Source organism: Paenarthrobacter sp. AB444 (genome assembly GCF_028736865.1).
GTDB classification, from domain to species: domain Bacteria; phylum Actinomycetota; class Actinomycetes; order Actinomycetales; family Micrococcaceae; genus Arthrobacter; species Arthrobacter nicotinovorans_B.
The window spans coordinates 239,748-260,872 of sequence record NZ_JAQZBY010000002.1; the positions used below are offsets into that span (position 1 = coordinate 239,748).

Consider the following 21,125-nt stretch of genomic DNA (forward strand, 5'->3'; position numbering starts at 1 on the left):
TTTCACCGAGCGCGGAACCGGCTTTACAACTGCCCCGGCGTTGACCCTGCATGGAAGAATGGGCCTATGACCATTGCAACCGCAAAAGCAACGATCCACACTACCCTCGGCGATATCAAGGTTGACCTCTTCGGCAACCACGCGCCCAAGACCGTGGCGAACTTCATCGGCCTGGCTACGGGCGAGAAGTCCTGGAACCACCCGGAGACGGGCGAGGACAAGACCGGTACTCCCTTGTACAACGGCACCATCTTCCACCGGATCATCAAGGACTTCATGATCCAGGGCGGCGATCCCCTGGGCCGCGGCGTCGGTGGCCCCGGTTACCAGTTCGACGACGAAATCCACCCGGAACTGACGTTCAACGCTCCTTACAAGCTGGCCATGGCGAACGCCGGAATCCAGATGGGCAAGGGCACCAACGGGTCACAATTCTTCATCACCACGGTCAACACCGACTGGCTGTTCGGCAAGCACAGCATCTTCGGCGAGGTCACGGACGAGGAATCCCGCAAGGTTGTGGACGCCATCGAGTCCGTCCGTACCGGCATGGGTGACCGCCCGGTCGAAGATGTCGTCATCAACAGCATCGACATCGAACAGCTCTAGTCGCTCACTGACGCTGAATTAATGAGCTACGGAATCCCGTCGGCAGAGCCGTCCGCTGATATTCCGGTGTGCCCACGGCACCCGGACAGGCCCTCCTATGTGCGGTGCCAGCGCTGCGGGCGCCCTGCGTGCCCCGAGTGCCAGCGGACGGCCGCCGTCGGGTTCCAATGCGTTGACTGCGTCAACGAACAAAAACGTACGACGCCGGCCTACCGGTCCCCGTACGGCGGCGCCCTGGCCGTGGGCCGTCCATTGGTGACGTTCACGATCATCGGTCTCTGCGTGCTGGTGTACATCCTTCAGTGGATTGTGCCCGGCGACCTCATCTTCCAGGACTTTGCGTTTGCCAACGTCTTTGCCGCCACGGAACCGTGGCGCATGCTTACTGCGGCGTTCCTGCACTCCCAAGGCTTCCTTCTCCACATCGTCCTGAACATGTATACGTTGTGGATCTTTGGCCAAGCGCTTGAACCGTTGCTGGGGCGGATTCGTTTCCTGGCGGTGTATGTGATCTCCGCTATCGGAGGTTCAGTCGGCTATCTCCTGCTGACTCCCGATTACCCAATCTCGGGCGTGGTGGGCGCATCCGGCGCGATCTTCGGTCTCTTCGGCGCCATGCTCGTGGTCCAACGCCACAGGGGTGGCGAAACCAAGCAACTGTGGGTTCTGATCGCCATCAATGGCGTCATCGGTTTCTTTATCCCCAACATCGCCTGGCAGGCCCACCTGGGCGGATTGATTACCGGTGGCCTCGCCGCTGCTGCCATCGCCTACGCACCCCGCGGCAAGAACCAGGCTCTCCTCCAAACCGGCGGGTTGGTGCTGGTTGTGGGCTTGTTGGCAGTCCTGACTTGGTTCCGCGTTACCGCCGGCTAACCCTGCCTGGGGTTCCTTCCCTATGTGTCACTCCGCTGTGGGCGCGACGGGTTGCCGCAGGATGGTCCTGAGTTTCTCCGGCGCGCTCCGCCTGGGATCCCCTAGATAGATCTCGTGGTGCTTCCCTGTCATGGTCAGTGACTGTTCCGGTATGAACCGGTGATGCAGCTCATCCAGCACGGGCCCTTCATCATCGTACGGACCAATGTGCAGCGTCTGTACGCTCAGCCCCTCCTCCAGCGGTTCCAACCGGAGCCGCTCCAAGGCAGGGGCGGCTCCCTTTCGGTCCACAGCCTCGCACGCCGCCTCAAAGTGCTCTTGCGTGATCCAGTCCGGCACCATGTTCATCAGGGTCCAATCCCAGAGCGACTTGTCCCTGGCGCTGGTGAAGGCGTCCATGTCATCGGACCACCAGAGTGCCTCCAGCGGCATCACGCCATAGTCCTGGCCCAACTCCGCCTTGCTGAAGAACTTCAGTTTGTACGCCACGGGGTACAACGTGGACAAGGCGTCCTTGTACGACGCCGCAGTATTGGGGTCCCCTGAGCCGTCGATCTTCAAGTACTGAAGGGGCGGAACGGTCAGCACGGAGAACGTACCCCTCGTTGCACTGTAGCTGGGGATCAGCTTCTTGAAGTTGCTCTTCATGGGACAACCGTAAACCTGCCGATTGATGGGCTGCATGAGCTGGAAGACCGTGTTATCCACAGGCGTTATCCACACTGTGAGTAACTTACATGCATGTAGTTAAGGGCTTAACCCTCCAATGGGGCCGTTCCAGGGGCAGATATCCCCCGATTGGCATGGATTTCTCCACACCTGTGGATAACTATGTCCCCACCTATCCCCCTTTTGTGGACAAAGAGGGAGGATTTGAGAGCCCTGTGGACAAGGCTGTTAATTCCCCCGGGGTGAGGGGTCTATCAACAGGGTTATCAACACTGTTAATAACTTACATCTGTGTAGTTCGGCCGGTTGGCAGGGCAGGAAACCCCGGCATTTCAGGGTCTTTCGGACACCAACCCACATGTTTTCCCCATCTGTGGATAACTTGTGGGAACCCTGGTGTTGTTATGTGGGTAACCAGGAAGAGGGGCTCGTCCGCACACCCTCCGAGGCTATGGGGGCGGGCGGAAGGACCGGACTGGAAATGTCGGTTGAGGCCAACGCGGCAATCCCAACGGCTTGAACTTTCGATGAAGATTCGGCCACTATCCACAGCACAGTGCACAGTGGGTAAAACTGTCCCCCGGGCGACGTGGTGGCCTGCTTGGCCGAGGTGCCGGGGTTTTTGGGGCCAAGTGTGTGGATGTCCACAGAAGTTATCCCCGCTTGTGGATAACGTTACGCACTTCTGTGGACAAGAATTCAGGGGAAGGGGTGTTTCAACTGCCCGAGCGGCTTCCGCCTAGGTCCACACCCCTGAGGTCCCACGCCGGTGGCTGTCCACCAGATGGGTGTCGATGATGCCGACCGCTTCCATCAGGGCATACATGGTGGTGGGCCCGACGAAAGCGAAGCCCTTCTTCCTCAGGGCCTTGGAAAGGGCGATGGACTCCGGAGACGTTGTGGGGATCTCCGACAGGCTCCGGGGAGCGGGCGTGCTGTCAGGTTGGAAGGACCACACGAAGTCCACCAGTCCGCCTTCCTCACGCAGGGCAATGGTTGCCTTGGCGTTGGTGATCGCGGCGTGGATCTTCAATCGGTTGCGGACGATACCGGCGTCGAGCATGAGCCGTTCCACGTCAGACTCGGTGAACGCAGCGACACTCTCCGGATGGAAGTCCAGGAACGCCTTCCTGAACGCCTCGCGCTTGCGCAGGATGGTGGCCCACGAAAGGCCAGCCTGGAAAGCCTCCAGGCTGATGCGTTCGTACATCCCCTGCTCGTCGCGCACGGGCATGCCCCACTCGTGGTCATAATAGGCCTGCATCAGTGGATCGGACGCAGCCCACACTGGACGCGCCAGGCCGTCGGGTCCGATGATGCTGCCGTTATCCGGGGTCATGCAATCTCCTCTCAAAGCAACGCGGGGTCACTTATGGCCCCTGGTGAGGTCACTTATGGGCCATAAGTGACCCCGCGTTGCAGGTAGGGGAAGTTTATCTACCTAGGACAATCCCGTGACGCGCATGGTGATGTTGATCCGGCCGTGGTCCAATCCGCAGCCATCAGGAGCAGTGCCCGGGAGCACCTTGGGGATGCCGTGGTAGGCAAACCGGGAAGGACCGCCAAAGACGAAAAGGTCCCCTGAGCGCAGTTCCACGTCCTCATACGGTTTTGTGCGCGTCTGGGTGTTGCCGAACCGGAAAATGCACGACTCACCAATGCTGATGGAGACCACAGGAGCGTCGGAATGCTCGTCTTTGTCCTGGTGCATGCCCATGGCAGCCCCATCGGCGTAGTAGTTCACCAGAGCCGCGTCCGGGGCGTAATCCTCGGAGAGACCCAGCAATGACTCGTCAACGCCCACCTCCCGCGAGTAGGCAGCGGAGACCGCCTTTTTCCCCAGACGGACCATCCAGTCCGGAAAATCGAGGACAGCTTGCCCGTTCACGTCCGTAGCTGTCCGCGAGTAACGGTACGGCTGCCAATGCCAGCCGAGGCACACGGTGCGTACCGACATTTGGTGCCCGCCGGGAAGCGTGGCAGCCCGCAGCGGAACGGGTCCCTGGGACCATTCACCGAAACGGGCTACTATCCAGCGCTGCTGCTCCAAAGTCAGCCAACCCGGGACGTGAACCGCGCCGGGCCGCACCAGGCGAGGACCGGCGTCGTGCGTTTCCGGCTGAACCAGCTCACGCGGAAACAGGGCGTCGTCACTCACGCGGCTGCCTCCAGCGTGAGCAATGCCCGCTTGGCTTCGGGGCCGCCGAGGTAGCCACCGAAGCTGCCATCGGACTTGACCACCCGGTGGCAAGGCACGATCACAGGCAGAGGATTGGTGGCGCAAGCGGTCCCCACCGCGCGGACAGCGTTGGGGCTGCCCGCAGCCTGTGCCACCTGTGCGTAACTCGCAGTGTTTCCATAGGGAATCCTCGGCAGGTGCCGGAGGACGTTGAGACGGAAACCGCGGGACAAGCGGAAGTCGAGGAGGAGGTCGAAATCCCGGCGCTTGCCTGCGAAGTACTCGTCGAGTTCCCGTGCGGCGTCATCCAAGCGGAGGGGGGCTTCCAGGATGCGTGGGCTGACAGTGTCGGCAAGCAGCTGCAAAACGGAGTCGTGGTTTTCCAGTTCAAAGGCGACCCGGATGATTCCCCGGTCCGTTGCCGCGAGCAGCAGCTTCCCCACTGGAGAATCGATCGTACGGTAGGCGATGTCCATGGCGTGGGTCAGTTGGGCGTCGCGGGCAAGCCGGGCGTGGAGGTTGGCCAGGGCGGGCTGGAGCCCAACATCCAGGGGCTCCAGGAGGGAAACCACCTCGTCATGCGCAAGGCTGGGGTCGAGGGTCATTGGACTTCACCTTTCGATGATGAATGGACCAGCGAAGCAGGAGATTGGATAACTGTGCGGAGTGCTTTCACGCCATCGGCGCCTGCACGGCGTGCCGCCTCAGGCGAACTGCCGAGGAGAACGCCGATCTCCTTGTAAGGAAGGCCGGCGAGGTAGTGGTAGGCCACTGCCTGGCGCTGCTTCGCCGGCAGTTTGGCGACGGCGTCGAGAAGTTCGGTGTCCGTGTCGCCCGGCAGGCCCAGGCGGGTCGGCTGTTCGGGCGGATGGTCCACAGGCAGGGCGCGCCGGGCTCCGGCACGGAGGTGGTCAATGCACTTCCGGTGGGCAATGGTGACCAGCCAGGCTTCGACGTTGGCATCCACGGGCAGATCCGGATAGGCCTGGAGCGCCGCAAGGAAGGTGTCCGACCACGCGTCGTCGGCGTCGTGGACACCCAGGATCGCGCGGCACACCCGAAGCACGGTTGCACCGCGTTCCTGCACTACTGCCTCGAAGGGTTTCTTGCTGGCCTGTCCGTTCTCCATCAGAAGAGCTTGCCCTCTCTCACGGAGTCCGGTTCTTCGAGCTCCAAGAGGAAGCGCTTGTTCCGAAGTCCGCCCGCATATCCCGTGAGCTGGCCCTTCCGGCCCACCACGCGGTGGCAGGGGATGATGATGCTGATGGGATTGCGTCCGACGGCGGAACCGACTGCCTGCGCAAGGTGGGGATCTCCCATCTCCGCGGCGAGTTCCCCATAGCTGACGGTTTCCCCAAAGGGAATGTGTTGAAGGCGGGCCCAGACCTTCTCTTGGAAAAGGTTGCCTCGCGCCTCAAAGGGAACGCTGAATTCGGTGCGTTGACCGTTCAGGTACTCGGACAACTCGCTCCAGGCATGGGTGAAGACCGGGTCCTCAAGGGAGACCGGTTCCCCGAAATAGTCGGGCGCGGGCATATGCCAGTGCCCTTCGTAGAAAATGCCCGTCAAACACTCCCTGCGGGCGGTCAGCGTCAACTGCCCCAGCGGGGAATCCAACGTGGTGTGCCGGTTGCTCATATCCTGTAGACGCCAGCGGACACCGGAATGTGAGGTCCGGAATTCCTAGGAGCGCCAGCGGGTGGTCATGAGGAACCCAACAATCGCGATGCCGAAGCCCGCAACGATGTTCCAGGAGGCCCAGTCGCGGACCGGGAATTGGCCTTCAGTGATGTAGAAGGTGATGATCCAGAGGAGGCCGAGGATCATGAGGCCGAACATGACGGCCTTGTACCACACCGGGTTGGGCTTGTATTGCTGTGTGGCCGAGGTCTGTTGGGTCTGGCGGGCAGGCCGCTTGCGGGGCTTGGACTCGGGCACGGATCCTCCTGGACTGCTCTGTTGATACCCGTCGCGCTGGCCTTGATATCCTGCAGGAAGGAAATTTCCAGCGGTTAACGGCCACACGGCGTTCCGGGTTGGTTCTAGCTGTCAAGTCTAGCCGCAACTCGGGATACGCCAGTGACGCCCGCGCCCTATAAGAGGAGACCCTGTGGCGCACCAGCAGACGACGGCGGCATCTGCCGTGCCGTCCGCGAGCCAAGGGGAGGAATTGCGCCCCCGCAAGAAGCGCGGCGCCTCAAATGTCATCCGGAAGATCAGCCAGATCCTGGGTGAGCTGCTCATCACGGCGGGCATTGTCCTGCTCCTCTTCGTGGCGTGGGAATTGTGGTGGACCAACGTTGAAGCCGACGCCAAGCAGACCGAGGCCGTCAAGAGCTTCGCCCAGGAATTCACTGGACCGGTAGCCCCTGCAGCACCCGCGGGCCCTGTGGACTACGGAACACCCGTTGTCGGCAAGGCCCCTGGCCACGGCGGAACCATCGGCATCATGTACATCCCGCGTTTTGGCCAGGACTACACGCGCCCCATCATCGAAGGCACCAGCTCGGATGTCCTGGATACCTTGGGCCTTGGACACTACGGAAGCACCAGCATGCCCGGGGCGCCGGGCAACTTTGCGGTGGCCGGCCACAGGCAAACCCACGGCGCCGTCCTGGACAACATCCATACGCTGGTTCCCGGCGACAAGATCTACGTCCAAACTGCCGACGGCTACTACACCTACGTTTTCCGCAACAACCAGATCGTTCTGCCCGACCGCACCGACGTTCTGCTGCCCGTGCCCACGCAGTCGGGAGCCACCCCCACGGAGAGCTTCCTGACGATGACCAGTTGCAACCCCAGGTTCGGTGCGCAGGAACGCATCATTGCCTACTCCTTACTGGAGAGTTGGCAACCTGCCTCAGCAGGACCGCCGTCGGAAATTGCCGCCCAAGTAGCCCGTGCCCACGGAAAGGGGTAGCAGATGTACGCATGGATCTTCCGGAACTTGCCCGGCCCGCTGTGGGTGCGGATCCTCACTTCGCTGGTACTGGTGGGAGTAGCCCTGGTACTGATGGTCGAGTTCCTGTTCCCCTGGTTTTCCCAATTCACCACCCTGACTGACTCAACGATTGGTTTAGTGCAGCAACCATGAGCACAACAAAGATTTTGGTAGTAGATAACTACGACAGCTTCGTCTACACACTGGTGGGCTACCTCCAGGAACTGGGCGCCGAAACAACTGTCGTCCGGAACGACGACGTCACTTTGGCTGAGGCCACGGAACTGGCGGCAACCCGCGACGGCGTCCTCGTGTCGCCCGGGCCGGGCACCCCTGCCGAAGCCGGCGTCTGCATCGAGCTCATCAAGTGGTGTGGTGAAGCCTCCAAGCCCATGTTCGGCGTCTGCCTTGGGCACCAGGCCCTTGCCGAAGCCTACGGCGGAGTGGTGACCCACGCCCCTGAGCTCATGCACGGCAAGACCTCCCCTGTGCGGCACGAAGGGAAGAGTGTCTTTGCCGGCCTCCCCTCTCCCGTCACAGCAACCAGGTACCACTCCCTCGCAGCCGTTCGCGACTCCATTCCTGATGTCCTGGAGGTCACGGCGGAGACCACGAACGGTGTCGTGATGGGCCTCCAGCACAAGACCGCTCCGCTCTGCGGCGTCCAGTTCCACCCGGAGTCAGTGCTCACCGAGGGCGGTTACCAGATGCTGGGTAACTGGCTCGAATCCCTTGGCATGACCGGCGCAGCCGAGCGTGCCGCGCAGCTGAGCCCGCTGATCAAGCAGTAGCCGCCCGGCCCCCACAGGCTATTTTTTGGTGGGCGTGGGCTTCGGCGTCGGGGTGTCCTCAGTCGGCGTAGGAGTGGGCGTTGGCGGTGGGGCAGGAGCCTTGGCAACCGTAACGGTGACCGTCTTGCCCTGATCGACCTCGGTGTTGAAGACCTCGCTCTGTGCGGTGACCTTGCCCGGCTCTACCTGCGAGTTCTCCTGCTCCACCACCACCATGGTCAGGCCGTTGGCCTTCAGTGCCGCCTCGGCCTCGGCCTGGGGCAGCCCGATGAGCTGTGGCATCAGGACCTTGCCGGAGGAGATCTGCAGCTCCACCGTTGAGTTGGTGGCAATCGGGGCCCCCGGTGCCGGGGCTGTGCCTATGACCTGGCCCATGGGTACGGTGGCGCTGTGCGTCCGGACACTGTTGATATCGCCCGTGATGCCGAGTTTCCGGAGGACATCGGTGGCATTCGCTTCTGTACGTCCCACGATGTCCGCCGGTATGGTCACCGAGCTTGGACCGCTGGAGACCTTGAGGATCACTTCGCCGTCCTGGTTCACCATTGAACCCGCAGCCGGTGTGGTGCCTATGGCCATGTCCTTGGCGACAGTATTGCTGGCCTCGCGTACCGACTTTGGCACGAGCTTCAGTGAATAGAGCTTCTGGATCGCCTGGGATTCGGTCATGTTGGCCACCACCGGCACCTCGACCTTGGCAGGCTCGGCAGGCTTGGCGTTCATGAGGTTGTAGAGCCAGAAACCGCCGCCGGCCAACACCAGGAGCGTGAAGATCACCAGCGTCGCGATCCAAGCACGACGGCGGGACCTCTGCTGGGCAGGCCGCTCACGTTCCGGTGGGAGGCCCAGGGGAAGGGGTTCCTCATGTGCCCGGTCAAGGGGTTCTTCCTTGAACTGGTCCACATCCAGCAATCCCACGGCCGTGGCACTAAGGAGCTGCGTGGAGGGGTTATCGTCTTCCACAAGGTCGTTTGGATCGGTGGGGGCTTCGCTGGCCGCGACGGCGGGCACCGGGATGCCATTGCTCGCGGCACGAAGGGCCCGACGGAAGGCGGCGGCATCCTGGAAGCGATCCGTTCGGCTCTTCTGCAGGGCCTTGACCAGCACCGAGTCCAGCGCCTCGGTGACATCCGGGTTGTGTGCACTCGCAAGGTCCGGAGTTTCGCGGACGTGCTGGTAGGCCACTGACACCGGGCTGTCGCCCACGAAGGGCGGCCGGCTGGTCAGGAGCTCATACAGGAGGCAGCCGGCCGAGTAGAGATCGCTGCGGGCGTCCACGGTTTCGCCCCTGGCCTGCTCCGGTGAGAGGTACTGTGCGGTACCCACAACCGCCTGGGTCTGGGTCATCGTGGCCGCGGAGTCGGCCATGGCACGCGCGATGCCGAAGTCCATGACTTTGACTTCACCGGTGTCCGCGCAGACCATGACGTTGGCCGGCTTGATGTCCCGGTGGACAATCCCGGCACGGTGGCTGTACTCCAAGGCAGCGAGTACACCCAGCGTGTAGCCGATGGAATCCTCTACGCCCAGTTCCTTCGCCTTGATCATGTCCCTCAACGTGCGGCCCGAGACGAACTCCATGACGATGTACGGAACGCGCACATCCTCTCCGGGGCCACCCGGAACGGAATACTCTCCCGTATCAAAGATGGCGACGATGGAGGGATGGTTGAGCGCCGCGACGGCCTGGGCTTCACGCTTGAAACGGGCCTGGAACTGCGGATCGCGGGCAAGGTCCGCGCGCAGGACCTTCACCGCGATGGTTCGTCCCAGCAGGGTGTCTGTTCCCTTGTAGACGTCAGCCATGCCGCCACGACCGATCAACTCACCGAGTTCATAGCGTTCATTGAGGATGCGCTGTGAAGACACAGGTGTGCTCTCCTCTCGATGCGCGGGGCCGGGACGGGGCGTAGACATGGTGGTTTAGCGGCCTGTTGGGGAAGCAGAGCTTGACGGGTTGGCTTTTGTGGAGCCTGGGTTGGTGGGGATGAGCTCCTTGGACAGATAGTAGGTCACAGTGGAACCGGCCGGTACCTCGGTGCCTGCAGCCGGCGACGAACGAACGAACGTTCCGGGCTGCTGGCTGATGGATCCGTTGACGTCCTCACCCTTGACATACTTCAGTCCCGCGCCCTGCAGGGCTGCCTGCACTTGGCTTTCGGGAACACCCTCGCCAATGGTGGGCACCGCAACCATCTCGGGACCCGCGGAGTAGGTCACTGTAATGGTGGTTCCGGGGTCCACCGGACCGGTGGGATTGAGGCTAAGCACCGTTCCAGGTGCTGACTGATCGAATTTCTCTTGTCCGTCGACGCCGAGACCGAGCGCACGGAGCTTGGCGCTGACCGTCTCGAATGGTTGTCCCTGGAATTCCTCCGGGATGATGTTGATCTTCTGCGGGGTCGACTGGGTGGGCGACGGCGCTTCAGAGGTCTGGGTGGGCGTTGGTGACGGAGTGGCCGACGACGACGTGGGGCTGGGCGAGCGGCTGGTGCTGGCCGACGTCGACTGGCTGGGCGAAGGGCTCGGCGAGAAGAATCCGGACTGCGAAATCAGGAAACCAATCAGCGCGAACAACACCAGAAGGATCAACGCGACAAGCGGCCACGTCCAAGGGCTGCGTTTTTTGCGTTCCGGTTCCGGATCGTCGTAGCGCTCGTCATCGCTGTAGATGACTTCTTCATCGTCGTTCAGCTGCCGCTCTGCCTCCAGGGCGTTGGCACGCGTCAGGGGGTTGTCGGCGGAAGCCGCGGCGGCTCCCACAGCAGCTCCGGCTGCGCCGGCGCCCAGCACCGGAAGCGCGGAGGTCGCCGTCGACGATTGCTCCTTGCCGTACGGCGAAGCGACGACGCCGGTGGGTGCCGTTGCGGTGTTGACCGGCGCCGTGATGGGGCCGGTAGCGCCTTCGAACAACAGCATTCCGGGGACGGCGGCGTGTGCCGTGGCGATGTCGCCGTTGCGGATGGCTTCGGCTGCTTCTGCCAGCTTGATGGCGTTGGCCGGCCTGTTCTTGGGGTCCTTGGCCAGCATGGACATCAACAGCGCACGTACGGGAACCGGAAGGGTGTCCGGAAGCGGCGGCGGAGCGTCGTTGACCTGCGCCAGGGCGATGGCAATCTGGGATTCACCGGAGAACGGACGGTGGCCGGTGAGGCACTCGTAACCGATGACGCCAAGCGAATAGATGTCGGACGAACCCGTGGCCGTCTGGCCCGTGGCCTGCTCCGGCGCCAAGTACTGCGCGGTGCCCATGACCTGGCCGGTCTGGGTCAGCGGTACCTGGTCCGCCAGGCGGGCGATGCCAAAGTCAGTAACCTTGACCCGGTTGTCCGGTGTGATCAGCAGGTTGCCGGGCTTGATGTCGCGGTGCACCAGGCCTTGCGCGTGGGCCACGGCAAGGGCGCGGGCCGTCTGGGCGATGATGGAGAGCGTCATGTCCGGGGACAGCACCTGCTCGCGCTCCAGGATCCCGCTGAGAGGGTGCCCGGGCACGAGCTCCATCACGAGGTAGGCGGAGCCGGCTTCCTCGCCGTAATCGAAGACATTGGCAATGCCCACGTGGTTAAGGAGGGCTGTGTGGCGCGCCTCGGCACGGAAGCGCTGCAGGAAGCCGGGGTCCCCCGTGTATTCCTCCTTCAGCACTTTGATGGCCACGATCCGGCCAAGGATCTGGTCCTTGGCCTTCCAGACCTCGCCCATGCCACCAATCGCAATGCGACTGGTCAGCTGGAACCTGCCGCCGAGTGTGATTCCCGAAGTAGGCCTCACTTATTCAACACCGCCTCAAAAATCTTCTTCGCGTTCGGACTGGTTAGCTGGGCACCGCTGAGCACGTCCACACCTTCCATGACGATGGTGACGGCTACTTGCGGGTCGTTTGCCGGGGCGAACCCGGTAAACCAAGAGTTGTTCACACCGGAATCCCCGAGTTCGGCCGTGCCGGTCTTGCCGGCCACCTTGATGCCGGGAACGGCCGCGCCCTTGGCAATACCGTTGTCCACGGCACTGGTCATCCACTCGGTGATCTGGCTGGCAATCGGCTGGGTGGTGCTGGTGCGCAGCGGTTCGGGCTTGGTTTCGCTGATGACACGGAGGTCGGGAGCGCGCACCGTTTGAACCAGGTTGGGTTTCATCTGCACACCGCCGTTGGCGATGGCGGCCGTCATCATGTTGATCTGCAGCGGCGTGGCCTTCACGTCGCGCTGACCCACCGAGGACTGGGCCAGCTGGGCCTGGTCCAGGTCCTTGGGGAACACACTCTTGGCTTGCTGGAGCTTGAGCTGGTCGCCGAAGGTCTCGCCGAAGCCGAACTTTTCAGCCTGTTGGCGGATCGCGTCCTGGCCGAGGTCCAGTGCGATGCTGGCGAACGGCGTGTTGCAGGACTGCTCCAAAGCAAAAGCGAACGACGCCGTCTCCCGGACGTTGCAGTTACCGCCGGCATAGTTGGGGAGGCTGGCGTTCGACCCCGGAAGCGGGAGGCTGCTGGGGTTTGGCAGCTCGCTGTCCTTGTTGTACTTGCCCGAGTTCAGGGCTGCCGCAGTGTCAATGAGCTTGAAGACCGAGCCGGGCGAGAGCAGGTTGCCCGTGGGACCGCTGACATTCTGGTTCAGGTTGATGCCCGGGACCTGGTTCAGCTTGGCCATGTTCGCCTCCGCGGCAGCGGTGTCGTGCGTGGCTATCAGGTTGGGGTCGTATGACGGCTTGGAGACCATGGCAAGGATGGCTCCGGTCTTCGGGTTGGTGACCACGATTGAGCCACGCTGCCCGTCAGGAATGAGGTCGTAAGCCAGTTTCTGGATGGCAGGATCCAAGGTCAGCTCAACTGAGGCACCCTTGGGCTCCTTGCCCAGGAACATCTGGCTGATGCGGTCCAGGAACAGCTGGTCCGAATTGCCCGCCAGTGTCTCGCCCATGGACTGCTCAAGACCTGTGGATCCAAAGCCCCTGGAGAAGAACCCGGTGACGCCTGCGTAAAGCTCAGGCTGGGGGTAGGAGCGCTGGAACGCGCAGGATTCTGTTCCCGGCACGGACTCCGCCACCGGCTTCCCGCCCACGATGATTGCACCGCGTTCATTGCAGAAGGTCGCCAGGATGGCGCGCTGGTTCCAGGGGTTGGCGTTGAGGTCGTCCGCGCCAATGACCTGGACGTAGCTGATGGCGCCGAAAATCAACGCGAACATGGCGACGGCGGCCATCCAGGAGCTGCGAATAGCCTGGTTCATTGATGCTTCACCGCCTCTGTTGGTGCGCTCGGGGTCTGTCCTGTTGCAGTTTTGACTGTGCCCTGGGAACTGGTGGTCGGGGACTTGTTAACCATGGGAGTGGTGTCCACGGGGCCGCGGGCCGTATTGGAGATCATGAGCAGCAGCCCGACGATGATCCAGTTGGCCAACAGGGATGAACCTCCGGCCGCCAGGAACGGCGTGGTCAGGCCGGTCAAGGGAATGAGCCGCGTGACGCCACCGATGACCACGAAGCATTGGAGGGCAATGGCGAACGACAAGCCGCAAGCCAAGAGCTTTCCGAAGGCATCGCGTGTTCCGAGGGCTGCACGGAAACCACGGGTGAAGAGCAGCATGTAGAGCATGACGACGGCGAAGAGGCCGATCAGGCCCAGTTCCTCGCCAATGAGGGCCACGATCATGTCACTGTTGGCGAACGGCACCAGGTCCGGCCTGCCCTGGCCAAGCCCGGTTCCCACCAGGCCACCATCTGCCATGCCGAACAGGCCTTGGACAATCTGTCCGCTGCCGCCCGGTGACCTGCCGAAGACCTCGGGGGTAAAGGCGTTGATCCAGCTGTCGATCCTGAAGGCGACGTGGGAGAAGATTTTCGACGCAATGAAACCACCGCCGAGGATCAACGCAAGGCCAATGACCACCCAGGAGATGCGGCTGGTGGCCACGTAGATCATCACGATGAAAAGTCCGAAGAAGAGGACCGACGAGCCCAGGTCGCGCTGGAAGACCAGGACGCCGATGCTCACGAGCCAGGCGGTGATCATCGGACCCAGATCCTTGAAACGCGGGAACTGCATGGGACCGATCTTGCGGCCTGCCAGGAGGATGAGGTCCCTGTTGGAGGAAAGATAACCGGCGAAGAATATGGCCAGGGTGATCTTGGCGATTTCGCCCGGCTGGAAGGTCATGGGCCCGATGCGGATCCATACGCTTGCGCCCAGCACTTCGCCGGCAGAGATGCCCGGTACCAAGGGCAGGACCAGCAGCAAGGCGCTGGCTGCCAGCGAAATGTAGGTAAACCGGCGAAGAACGCGGTGGTCCTTGAGGAACCAGATCACGGCGATGGACACTGCCATGGCTATGAGCGTCCACCGGAGCTGGTTGTTGCCGGTATCGTCGCCGGGGCCATCCATGCGGTGGATCAGCGCCAGGCCAAGGCCGTTGAGGGCCACGACAATTGGAAGTATTACCGGATCGGCATACTTCGCCCGCAGGCGGAGGACTACGTGGAACGCGAAAGCTGCAACAGCGAGCAGGCTCGACTGGAACCAGAAGTCGCTGTCGAGTCCCTTCCCGGAATTGAGGCTGACCAAGGCGCTGGCGCCGATTCCCACGGCGAGGGCCAGCACGATAAGCAGCAGCTCGACGTTCCGGCGGGGCTTGGGGGCGGTTTCAGTCTGGATCATTTTGCCCCCTCACAGGGAGTCGGTACGGGCGAAGGCGTGGGGCTGGCGACGGCCGCCGTGCTTGGAATCGGCACCGTGGCTGTTGGGGTCGGCGTCGTTGATGCCTTGGGCGTAGCCGTGCCGGTTGGCGAGGTGCTGGGGCAATTCACCGAGGCACTGCCATACTGCTTCAGGTTTTCCACAATCAGCTGGGCATCGTGGAGGTCACCGGCCGGGACGGTCTGGCGAACGCTTTGCTGACCGTACTCGGGCAAGGAATCGACCCTGACATCGGTCACTGCTTCCAGCCGGGACAGCTGGATGGGGCCAAGCCTCTGGGAAATACCGTTGAAGATGGCAACGCGCTGGTCGTATTCACCCACGTAATAGCGCGTCTGCGTCCAGGCATAGCCAAGCCAGAGGCCAACCACGACGCCGAGGACCACAAATGCGGCGACGGCGGGCATCAGCCAGCGGTTGCGGCGACGCGGAGGCTCCTCGATCTCGGGGCGGTCCTGCTCGGCCTTGTGCGTCAGGACTGTGGCGGCCCGACGTGCGACCGTGCGGCCGGCAACGGTGGGGATGGATCCGGTTTCTGCTGCCGAGGCCGCGGCGCCCACCAATTCGTGCGGACGGCTGGCCAGTTCTTCGCGCAGAACTTCCGCTGACAGGTGTTCGCCAAGGTGCGGATCGGTGGTCGCGGGAGGTTCGTCGGCTGATTCGGAATCTTCGGACGATTCGTCCGTCTTTTCCGTGCCCTTTGTCTGCTCACCGTCAGTGGACCGCTTGTCGTCGTCAGCGGAAGACGCTCCTGAGTCCGTCTCCTCGCCGGCCTTCGTCTTTGATGCGGAGGCGGCCCCGGAGGCCTTGCCTGCCGGCGGTTCGTCGGCGGACTTGGTGGCCGTGACAGCGTCCGGTTCATCGACGGCGGCAAGCGCCGCGGCCGGTACGACGTCGACGGCGGCCGTGTTGACGTCGTCGACCGTTTCCTCGGCGATTTCCAGCATGACAACGGTGACGTTGTCCGGGGCCCCGGCCTCGAGGGTCAGGTCCACCAGGATCTCCGCACATTCGCGCAGGTCCTTGGTTTCACGGACCACGCGCTCCACAACGTGTCCTGCCACGTAATTCAAGCCGTCGGAGCACAGCAGCCAGCGTTCACCGGCTTCTACGTCCAGGACGTCCAGGTCCAGTTCAGGGCTGGCGTCAACGTCTCCGAGAACGCGCATCAGGACGTTCTTGTGCGGATGGGTCTCTGCTTCTTCAGGACGGAGCCGGCCCTCGTCAATGAGTCGCTGGACGAAGGTGTGGTCAACGCTGATCTGCTCGAACTTCTTGTTGCGCAGGCGGTACGCGCGGGAATCGCCGATGTGGGCGAAGTGGAGCTTGCGGTCCTCAAGGAGCAAAGCCGTGACCGTCGTACCCATGCCGGACAGCTTGGGATTCTGGTGGACGAGCTCGGAGAGGAGGGAGTTGGCGGTTTGGATCTCGTCAGCCAGGACGGTGTCGGCGCCGTCGGGGTAGTCGTCGTGGTCCAGGTGGATCATGTCCAGGACGGTCGAAGCGGAGGCGACATCGCCGCCGGCATGTCCACCCATGCCGTCGGCAACCACTGCCAGATGGCGGCCCACGTAAGCGGAGTCGTCATTCTTGGAGCGGATCCGGCCGACGTCGGAACGCGCCGCGTAGCGCATGATCAACGGGCGCTCCGCGGGCTGTTCCTTGTCCTTGGGGGTCTCGGGAGAGGCCATGGACTATGGCCTCAATTCAATGACCGTCTTGCCGATTCTCACGGGGACACCGAGCTCCACCGGCAAAGCGCGCGTGAGCTGCTGATCGGCCAGGTAGGTGCCGTTGGTTGAGCCGAGGTCCTCGATGAACCACCGGCTGCCCTGCGGGAACAAACGCGCATGCCGTCCGGAGGCGTAGTCATCCTCGAGGACCAACGTTGCTTCCTGTGCGCGGCCGAGCAGGATCGGGCTGGCGGCGAGGGGAACCGTGGTGCCCTTGAGGGGACCCTCGGTGACAACGAGCTTGCGGGCGTGCTGGATGGCCGGCGGTGGCGAAGCGGCCAGTTCCGGATGTTTGCGGACTTCGCGCGCCGTGGGGACTCCGGTCACGGCCTTGCGGCCGATCTGGAAGTCACGGCGCATGGTGGACACGATGCTGAAGATCAGAATCCACAGCAGCAGGAGGAACCCAAAGCGAAGCGCTGTAATGGTCAGTTCGCTGACATCGTTCACGCGTGGCCACCCGGGGTCTGGGGGAGGAGGCGGAAAATAATCTTGGTACGTCCCATCGTGATGGTTGAGCCGTCTGTAAGCTCCACGCTGCCGTTTACCTTGTGTCCGTTGACGTAGCTGCCGTTCGTGGAGCCGAGGTCCACAGCCCATGTACTGCCGTGTCCGGTGCGCACTTCAAGGTGCTTCCGCGAAACACCGGTGTCATCCACCAGGATGTCAGCTTCCGAAGAGCGGCCCAGCACGACGCTCGGGGCGTTGAGTGAGTACCGCTGGCCGTTGATGTCCAAAACAGGCTGGAGGCGCGTGGGCTGCCGGGCCGGGGCTGCGGGAACATTGGCCCGGGGAGGCTGCGGGGCAGGAGCCCCATCGCCGGAAGACTTCTCGGTCCGGGAAGCAATTTCGAAGTGGCCTGCCCGTTCTTCGTCGTTTCGACGGAACGAGATCCTGACAGCTCCCTGGAGCGTGTAGCCCTGGCTGCGCACGTGCTGGATGACGACATCGCACAGTTCCTCGGCGAGCGGCGTTCCCCACTCCTGGGCCCGGGCGAAATCCTCATCGCTGAGCAGGACATCGAAAACATTGGGAGCGAGCGTACGTCCGGCGGAAATAGTGATGGACTGGTTGTCCAGTTCCCGCCTCAGTTTGCTCGCGATTTCCACCGGCTCAACCCGTGCCCGCGACCCTGTGGAGAAGACGTTGCGGACGGCTTTTTCAATGCCGCGCTCGACTTTGTCCAGCAAACCCATGTTCCTTCTCCTTTCCTTGCCGCGGCACCTGCTGTGCCTGGTCCGATACTCCTGCTGTTGGTCCGTCTGTGCACACACCAAAGTGAGTGCCGAGCGGCCCTTCCACTTCCCGATACTACTGGGACTGACTGGGAATGACCTTAATCCACAACGCCTTGTGCCCCGGAAAAGTTCGGCCGTGGCCCGCGTTGGCGGGGCTCCCGGGGGGTGAAAAAACCTTGAATTTCCGCGGATTCATGGGTATTTGTCCCCTTTCCAAGGCGTGGTACGCGGCTCGATTGGTGTTTTGCTCCGCATGTCCGTTATGCTTGATCTCGCTGCTTTTGAAGGAAGCGAAGCTGGGAAACCAGTGAAGATCCGGAAAAAGAAGTTGCGCGCGAGTGGCGGAACGGCAGACGCGCTGGCTTCAGGTGCCAGTATCCGAAAGGGTGTGGGGGTTCAAATCCCCCCTCGCGCACGCAATGAAAAGCCCCCGATCTACGGATCGGGGGCTTTTTTGTTGCCCGTCCACCCAACCAGGGGACAGCACGCGTCCTAATCAGCCCTCATTAGGGCATGTGCTGTCCCCTAGTTGGGTGAGGGCTAGGGGAGTTGGCGCTTCAGGGCACGTCCCAGGCGTGATGCGGCTTCTTCCAGCTTTTCGGCGGAGACGTCGCCGTAGGCCAGGCGCAGGTGGCGGTCGGCATCCGTTCCCGGTCCCGAGGGGAAGAACGAGCCGCGCTGGTACTCCACACCCTCGGCACTGGCGTCCGCTGCCAGCTGGTCCGGATCCACTGCATCGTCGGCCAGTCGCGGCCACAGGAACAGCCCGCCCTCGGGAAGCAAGGACTCAAACGCGCCCGGCGCTTCCCGGTCCAGCGCTGCCACCAGGGTCTCTGCACGGCTGCGGTAGAGGGCACGTGCCTTGTTCAGCGTGGCGTCGAAGATTCCGGGGTCGGACGTGACGAGCTCGCCGATGATCGCCTGGACCAGCGTCGAGCTATGGGAGTCCTGGCGGCTGCGAAGTGCCACAAGGTCGCGGGCCAGGTGTTCGGGGGTCACGGTCCACCCCAGCCGAAGCCCGGGACCCAGCGTTTTGGTGAACGTATTAATGTGCAGCACGTGGTCGGAGTTGTTGAATTCCTCCACGCTCTCCTGTTCTCCCGCGAAACGCAGCTCACGGTAGGGGTTGTCCGCCAGGATCACGAAGCCATAGTGCTCCGCGAGGCGCACGAGTTCCGCACGGGCTTCCCCCGGCATGGTGCCCTGCGAGGGATTGTGGAAGTCCGGCACTGTATAGAGGGCGGATGGTCGGGCACCGCCGCGCAACAGGTCGCTGAGATGGTCTACGTCCAGCCCGCGCGGCCCGACGAACACCGGCAGGGTCCTGGCGTCGGAGAGCTGCAGCCCACGAAGGAACAACGGGAAGATCGGGTTGTCCACGGCTACCAGGTCGCCGCGCTCCACCACGGCCTGAATCGCCAGGGACAAGCCATGGAAGCCGCCGTTGGTAATCAGGATGCGGTCCACAGGCACCCCTTCACGCTCGGCGATCCATTCGCGCAAGGGCGAGATGCCTTCCGTCCGCGAATACTGCAGGGCGGGAACCCCCGGCCGCGCCAATACACGGGCTGTTGCTTCCGCTATCTCTGTGGTGGGAAGGACGCCCGGATCCGGAATGCCACCCAGCAGTTCGATTGCGTCCGCGCGCTTGTCGCGCAGGGTGGCGTCACCGAAACCCTTGGGTGCCGTGAAGGCCTCGATCAGGACAGGCCTGCGGGTGGTGGTCAGGTTCACGGTCATGCTGATGCCTTCGCTAGTTGTTTGGTGTCGGATACTGGCGCGGCCAAGGGGATCGCCTCCAGGAGTGACTGTGTATAGGGATGCTGCGGCCGCAGGAAGATGTCTTCCACAGGCCCGTCTTCGACGACCTGCCCGCGCCGCAGCACGGAAACTGTGTCCGCCACCTGCCGCACCAGCGCGAGGTCGTGGGAAACGAACAGATACGTCAGGCCCAGTTCGCGCTGCAGCTTGGACAGCAGCTCCAGGATTCCCGCCTGGACGCTCACGTCGAGTGCGGACGTCGGCTCGTCCAGAACGACGACGTCGGGCCGCACCACGAGCGCGCGGGCGATAGCTACGCGCTGCCGTTGGCCGCCGGACAGATTCGCGGGCCTGCGTGATGCCACTGATTCGGGCAGGCCCACCGCATCCAATGCTTCACGGACACGTTGGGCCCGTTCTGCCTTGGTCCCCACTCCGAACTGGTCCAGGGGTTCCCGGATGATCCTGCTGACCTTCCACGTGGGGTCCAGTGACGTGAACGGGTTTTGGTAGACCAGCTGGAGATGGCGCCGGATTTCCCGGACCTCAGCCCGCGACCGTCCAGACGTCGATTCCCCGGCTACCGCGATCTCCCCACCGTCCGCTTGTTCAAGACCGAGCAGCAGCCGGACTGCCGTTGTCTTTCCCGATCCTGATTCGCCCACTAAGGCGTGGGTGCGTCCGCGTTCAACGGAGAACGAGACCCCATCTACGGCCAGCACTTCCTTGCCGCCTGCGGTGAAGCGTTTTGTCACGGCACGCACGTCGATCTGGGCGGGCCCAACAGATGGTGGGCCGGCCGCGTCCGTCCGGGAGCCGCCGTCGTGCACTGCATCAGTGGCGAGCCGCTGGTTCCGGTACCTGTCCGGATGCAAAGCCGGGACGTCCGCTTGGAGATTCCTGGCGTACTTGGTCCTGGGTGCCGCGAAAATCTCGCGCGAAGCGCCGCTTTCCTGGACCGCTCCATCCTTCAAGACGACCAGGGAATCGGCGCGCTCGGCGGCAATTGCGAGGTCGTGCGTGATGAGGAGCAGGCTGATGTCCAACTCGCTCCGGAGCTCGGTCAGCATGTCCAGGATCAGCTTTTGAACGGTGACGTCCAAGGCCGAGGTGGGTTCATCGGCCACGATCACCGACGGCCGCGGCAGCACGGTCAGGGCAATGAGAACGCGCTGCAGCATGCCGCCGGAGAGCTGGTGTGGATAGGAATCGTAGACCCGCGCGGGATCGGGAAGGCCTACCTGCTCCAGGACCTCAAGGATTCTCCGGCGTCGCACCTCGGGATCGGTCTCGCCGAGCAGGGCGGCTGCCTCGTGGGCTTGTGCGCCGATGGTCCGCACCGGATTGAGCGCCGACGCGGGGTCCTGCGGGATGAACCCGAGTTCCCGGCCCCTGTACGGCCGGAACTGCTTCTCCGGCAGGGAGAGGAGATCCTTGCCGTTCAACTCCACTGTCCCGGTGGCGGTCGAACCGTGGGGAAGCAGGCGGAGGACGGCTTTGGCGATGGTCGACTTGCCCGAACCCGACTCGCCGATCAGCGCGAGACTCTCGCCTTTGGCGAGTGAAAACGACACATCATGGACGACGGCGGCATGGTCGTAAGCGATCGACAAACCTTGCACAGTTAATAGGGAGCTCAT

General features: G+C 63.0%; 20 protein-coding genes and 1 tRNA gene. 5 read left to right on the top strand and 16 right to left on the bottom strand.

Going from position 1 to position 21,125, the window contains the following annotated elements:
• The first annotated feature begins 66 nt into the window (after positions 1 to 66).
• Together PQ627_RS04510 and PQ627_RS04515 are read left to right on the top strand one after the other, a co-directional pair.
• Complete coding sequence (locus PQ627_RS04510) at positions 67 to 609, top strand: peptidylprolyl isomerase (protein ID WP_144660229.1); 543 nt, start codon at positions 67 to 69, stop codon at positions 607 to 609.
• Between the two features lie 21 nt (positions 610 to 630).
• The gene (locus PQ627_RS04515) at positions 631 to 1,485 is read left to right on the top strand and encodes a rhomboid family intramembrane serine protease (RefSeq protein WP_144660227.1); all 855 of its coding nucleotides are present in this window, start codon (positions 631 to 633) and stop codon (positions 1,483 to 1,485) included.
• 27 nt (positions 1,486 to 1,512) lie between these two features.
• Here the strand turns inward: PQ627_RS04515 and PQ627_RS04520 are convergent, their stop codons facing one another.
• From PQ627_RS04520 to PQ627_RS04550, 7 genes are all read right to left on the bottom strand, one after another.
• Entirely contained in the window at positions 1,513 to 2,133 is a 621-nt protein-coding gene (locus PQ627_RS04520; protein ID WP_274258784.1) for a GyrI-like domain-containing protein, read from the bottom strand.
• 760 nt (positions 2,134 to 2,893) lie between these two features.
• Positions 2,894 to 3,493 carry a DNA-3-methyladenine glycosylase I gene (locus PQ627_RS04525; RefSeq protein WP_274258786.1) on the bottom strand — a complete coding sequence of 200 codons (600 nt, stop codon included), beginning with the start codon at positions 3,491 to 3,493 and terminating at the stop codon, positions 2,894 to 2,896.
• A gap of 102 nt (positions 3,494 to 3,595) precedes the next feature.
• Positions 3,596 to 4,312 (bottom strand): alpha-ketoglutarate-dependent dioxygenase AlkB family protein, encoded by a 717-nt coding sequence (locus PQ627_RS04530; protein WP_144660219.1) that lies wholly within the window; start codon positions 4,310 to 4,312, stop codon positions 3,596 to 3,598.
• Positions 4,309 to 4,938: a methylated-DNA--[protein]-cysteine S-methyltransferase gene (locus PQ627_RS04535; RefSeq protein WP_274258789.1), complete on the bottom strand. Its 630-nt coding sequence runs from the start codon at positions 4,936 to 4,938 to the stop codon at positions 4,309 to 4,311. The genes PQ627_RS04530 and PQ627_RS04535 overlap by 4 nt, the downstream gene beginning before the upstream one ends.
• Positions 4,935 to 5,462: an RNA polymerase sigma factor gene (locus PQ627_RS04540; protein ID WP_274258791.1), complete on the bottom strand. Its 528-nt coding sequence runs from the start codon at positions 5,460 to 5,462 to the stop codon at positions 4,935 to 4,937. The genes PQ627_RS04535 and PQ627_RS04540 overlap by 4 nt, the downstream gene beginning before the upstream one ends.
• Positions 5,462 to 5,971, bottom strand: coding sequence for a methylated-DNA--[protein]-cysteine S-methyltransferase (locus PQ627_RS04545; protein WP_274258793.1), 510 nt, complete (start codon positions 5,969 to 5,971; stop codon positions 5,462 to 5,464). The genes PQ627_RS04540 and PQ627_RS04545 overlap by 1 nt, the downstream gene beginning before the upstream one ends.
• Positions 5,972 to 6,016: 45 nt before the next feature.
• Complete coding sequence (locus PQ627_RS04550; RefSeq protein WP_144660210.1) at positions 6,017 to 6,271, bottom strand: cell division protein CrgA; 255 nt, start codon at positions 6,269 to 6,271, stop codon at positions 6,017 to 6,019.
• Between the two features lie 157 nt (positions 6,272 to 6,428).
• On the opposite strand from PQ627_RS04550, the gene PQ627_RS04555 reads away from it, so the two are divergent.
• Positions 6,429 to 7,256, top strand: coding sequence for a class E sortase (locus tag PQ627_RS04555; protein WP_274259000.1), 828 nt, complete (start codon positions 6,429 to 6,431; stop codon positions 7,254 to 7,256).
• A 170-nt stretch (positions 7,257 to 7,426) separates the two neighbouring features.
• Positions 7,427 to 8,068 carry an aminodeoxychorismate/anthranilate synthase component II gene (locus PQ627_RS04560; protein WP_144660206.1) on the top strand — a complete coding sequence of 214 codons (642 nt, stop codon included), beginning with the start codon at positions 7,427 to 7,429 and terminating at the stop codon, positions 8,066 to 8,068.
• An 18-nt stretch (positions 8,069 to 8,086) separates the two neighbouring features.
• Here PQ627_RS04560 and pknB read toward each other — a convergent pair whose 3' ends face one another.
• The 7 genes from pknB to PQ627_RS04595 are packed head-to-tail and all read right to left on the bottom strand — an operon-like array spanning position 8,087 to position 17,682.
• Positions 8,087 to 9,985, bottom strand: a complete 1,899-nt coding sequence (gene pknB / locus PQ627_RS04565) for a Stk1 family PASTA domain-containing Ser/Thr kinase (RefSeq protein ID WP_274258797.1) — start codon at positions 9,983 to 9,985, stop codon at positions 8,087 to 8,089.
• Positions 9,986 to 9,991: 6 nt separating this feature from the next.
• Entirely contained in the window at positions 9,992 to 11,836 is a 1,845-nt protein-coding gene (locus tag PQ627_RS04570) for a protein kinase domain-containing protein (protein ID WP_144660200.1), read from the bottom strand.
• A complete protein-coding gene (locus PQ627_RS04575) occupies positions 11,833 to 13,290 on the bottom strand; it encodes a peptidoglycan D,D-transpeptidase FtsI family protein (RefSeq protein WP_144660197.1) in 1,458 nt (485 codons plus the stop codon). The genes PQ627_RS04570 and PQ627_RS04575 overlap by 4 nt, the downstream gene beginning before the upstream one ends.
• Positions 13,287 to 14,714, bottom strand: coding sequence for an FtsW/RodA/SpoVE family cell cycle protein (locus tag PQ627_RS04580; protein WP_144660196.1), 1,428 nt, complete (start codon positions 14,712 to 14,714; stop codon positions 13,287 to 13,289). The genes PQ627_RS04575 and PQ627_RS04580 overlap by 4 nt, the downstream gene beginning before the upstream one ends.
• Entirely contained in the window at positions 14,711 to 16,444 is a 1,734-nt protein-coding gene (locus PQ627_RS04585) for a PP2C family protein-serine/threonine phosphatase (RefSeq protein ID WP_274258803.1), read from the bottom strand. The genes PQ627_RS04580 and PQ627_RS04585 overlap by 4 nt, the downstream gene beginning before the upstream one ends.
• Positions 16,445 to 16,447: 3 nt before the next feature.
• The gene (locus tag PQ627_RS04590) at positions 16,448 to 16,936 is read right to left on the bottom strand and encodes an FHA domain-containing protein FhaB/FipA (RefSeq protein WP_144660191.1); all 489 of its coding nucleotides are present in this window, start codon (positions 16,934 to 16,936) and stop codon (positions 16,448 to 16,450) included.
• Positions 16,933 to 17,682: an FhaA domain-containing protein gene (locus tag PQ627_RS04595; RefSeq protein WP_274258805.1), complete on the bottom strand. Its 750-nt coding sequence runs from the start codon at positions 17,680 to 17,682 to the stop codon at positions 16,933 to 16,935. The genes PQ627_RS04590 and PQ627_RS04595 overlap by 4 nt, the downstream gene beginning before the upstream one ends.
• A 374-nt stretch (positions 17,683 to 18,056) precedes the next feature.
• Here PQ627_RS04595 and PQ627_RS04600 point away from each other — a divergent pair.
• A tRNA-Leu gene (locus PQ627_RS04600) sits at positions 18,057 to 18,139 on the top strand.
• Between the two features lie 125 nt (positions 18,140 to 18,264).
• On the opposite strand, the gene PQ627_RS04605 is transcribed toward PQ627_RS04600, so the two are convergent.
• A complete protein-coding gene (locus PQ627_RS04605; RefSeq protein WP_274258807.1) occupies positions 18,265 to 19,464 on the bottom strand; it encodes an aminotransferase-like domain-containing protein in 1,200 nt (399 codons plus the stop codon).
• Positions 19,461 to 21,125 (bottom strand): ABC transporter ATP-binding protein, encoded by a 1,665-nt coding sequence (locus PQ627_RS04610; RefSeq protein ID WP_274258809.1) that lies wholly within the window; start codon positions 21,123 to 21,125, stop codon positions 19,461 to 19,463. Before PQ627_RS04610 ends, PQ627_RS04605 begins: the two co-directional genes overlap by 4 nt.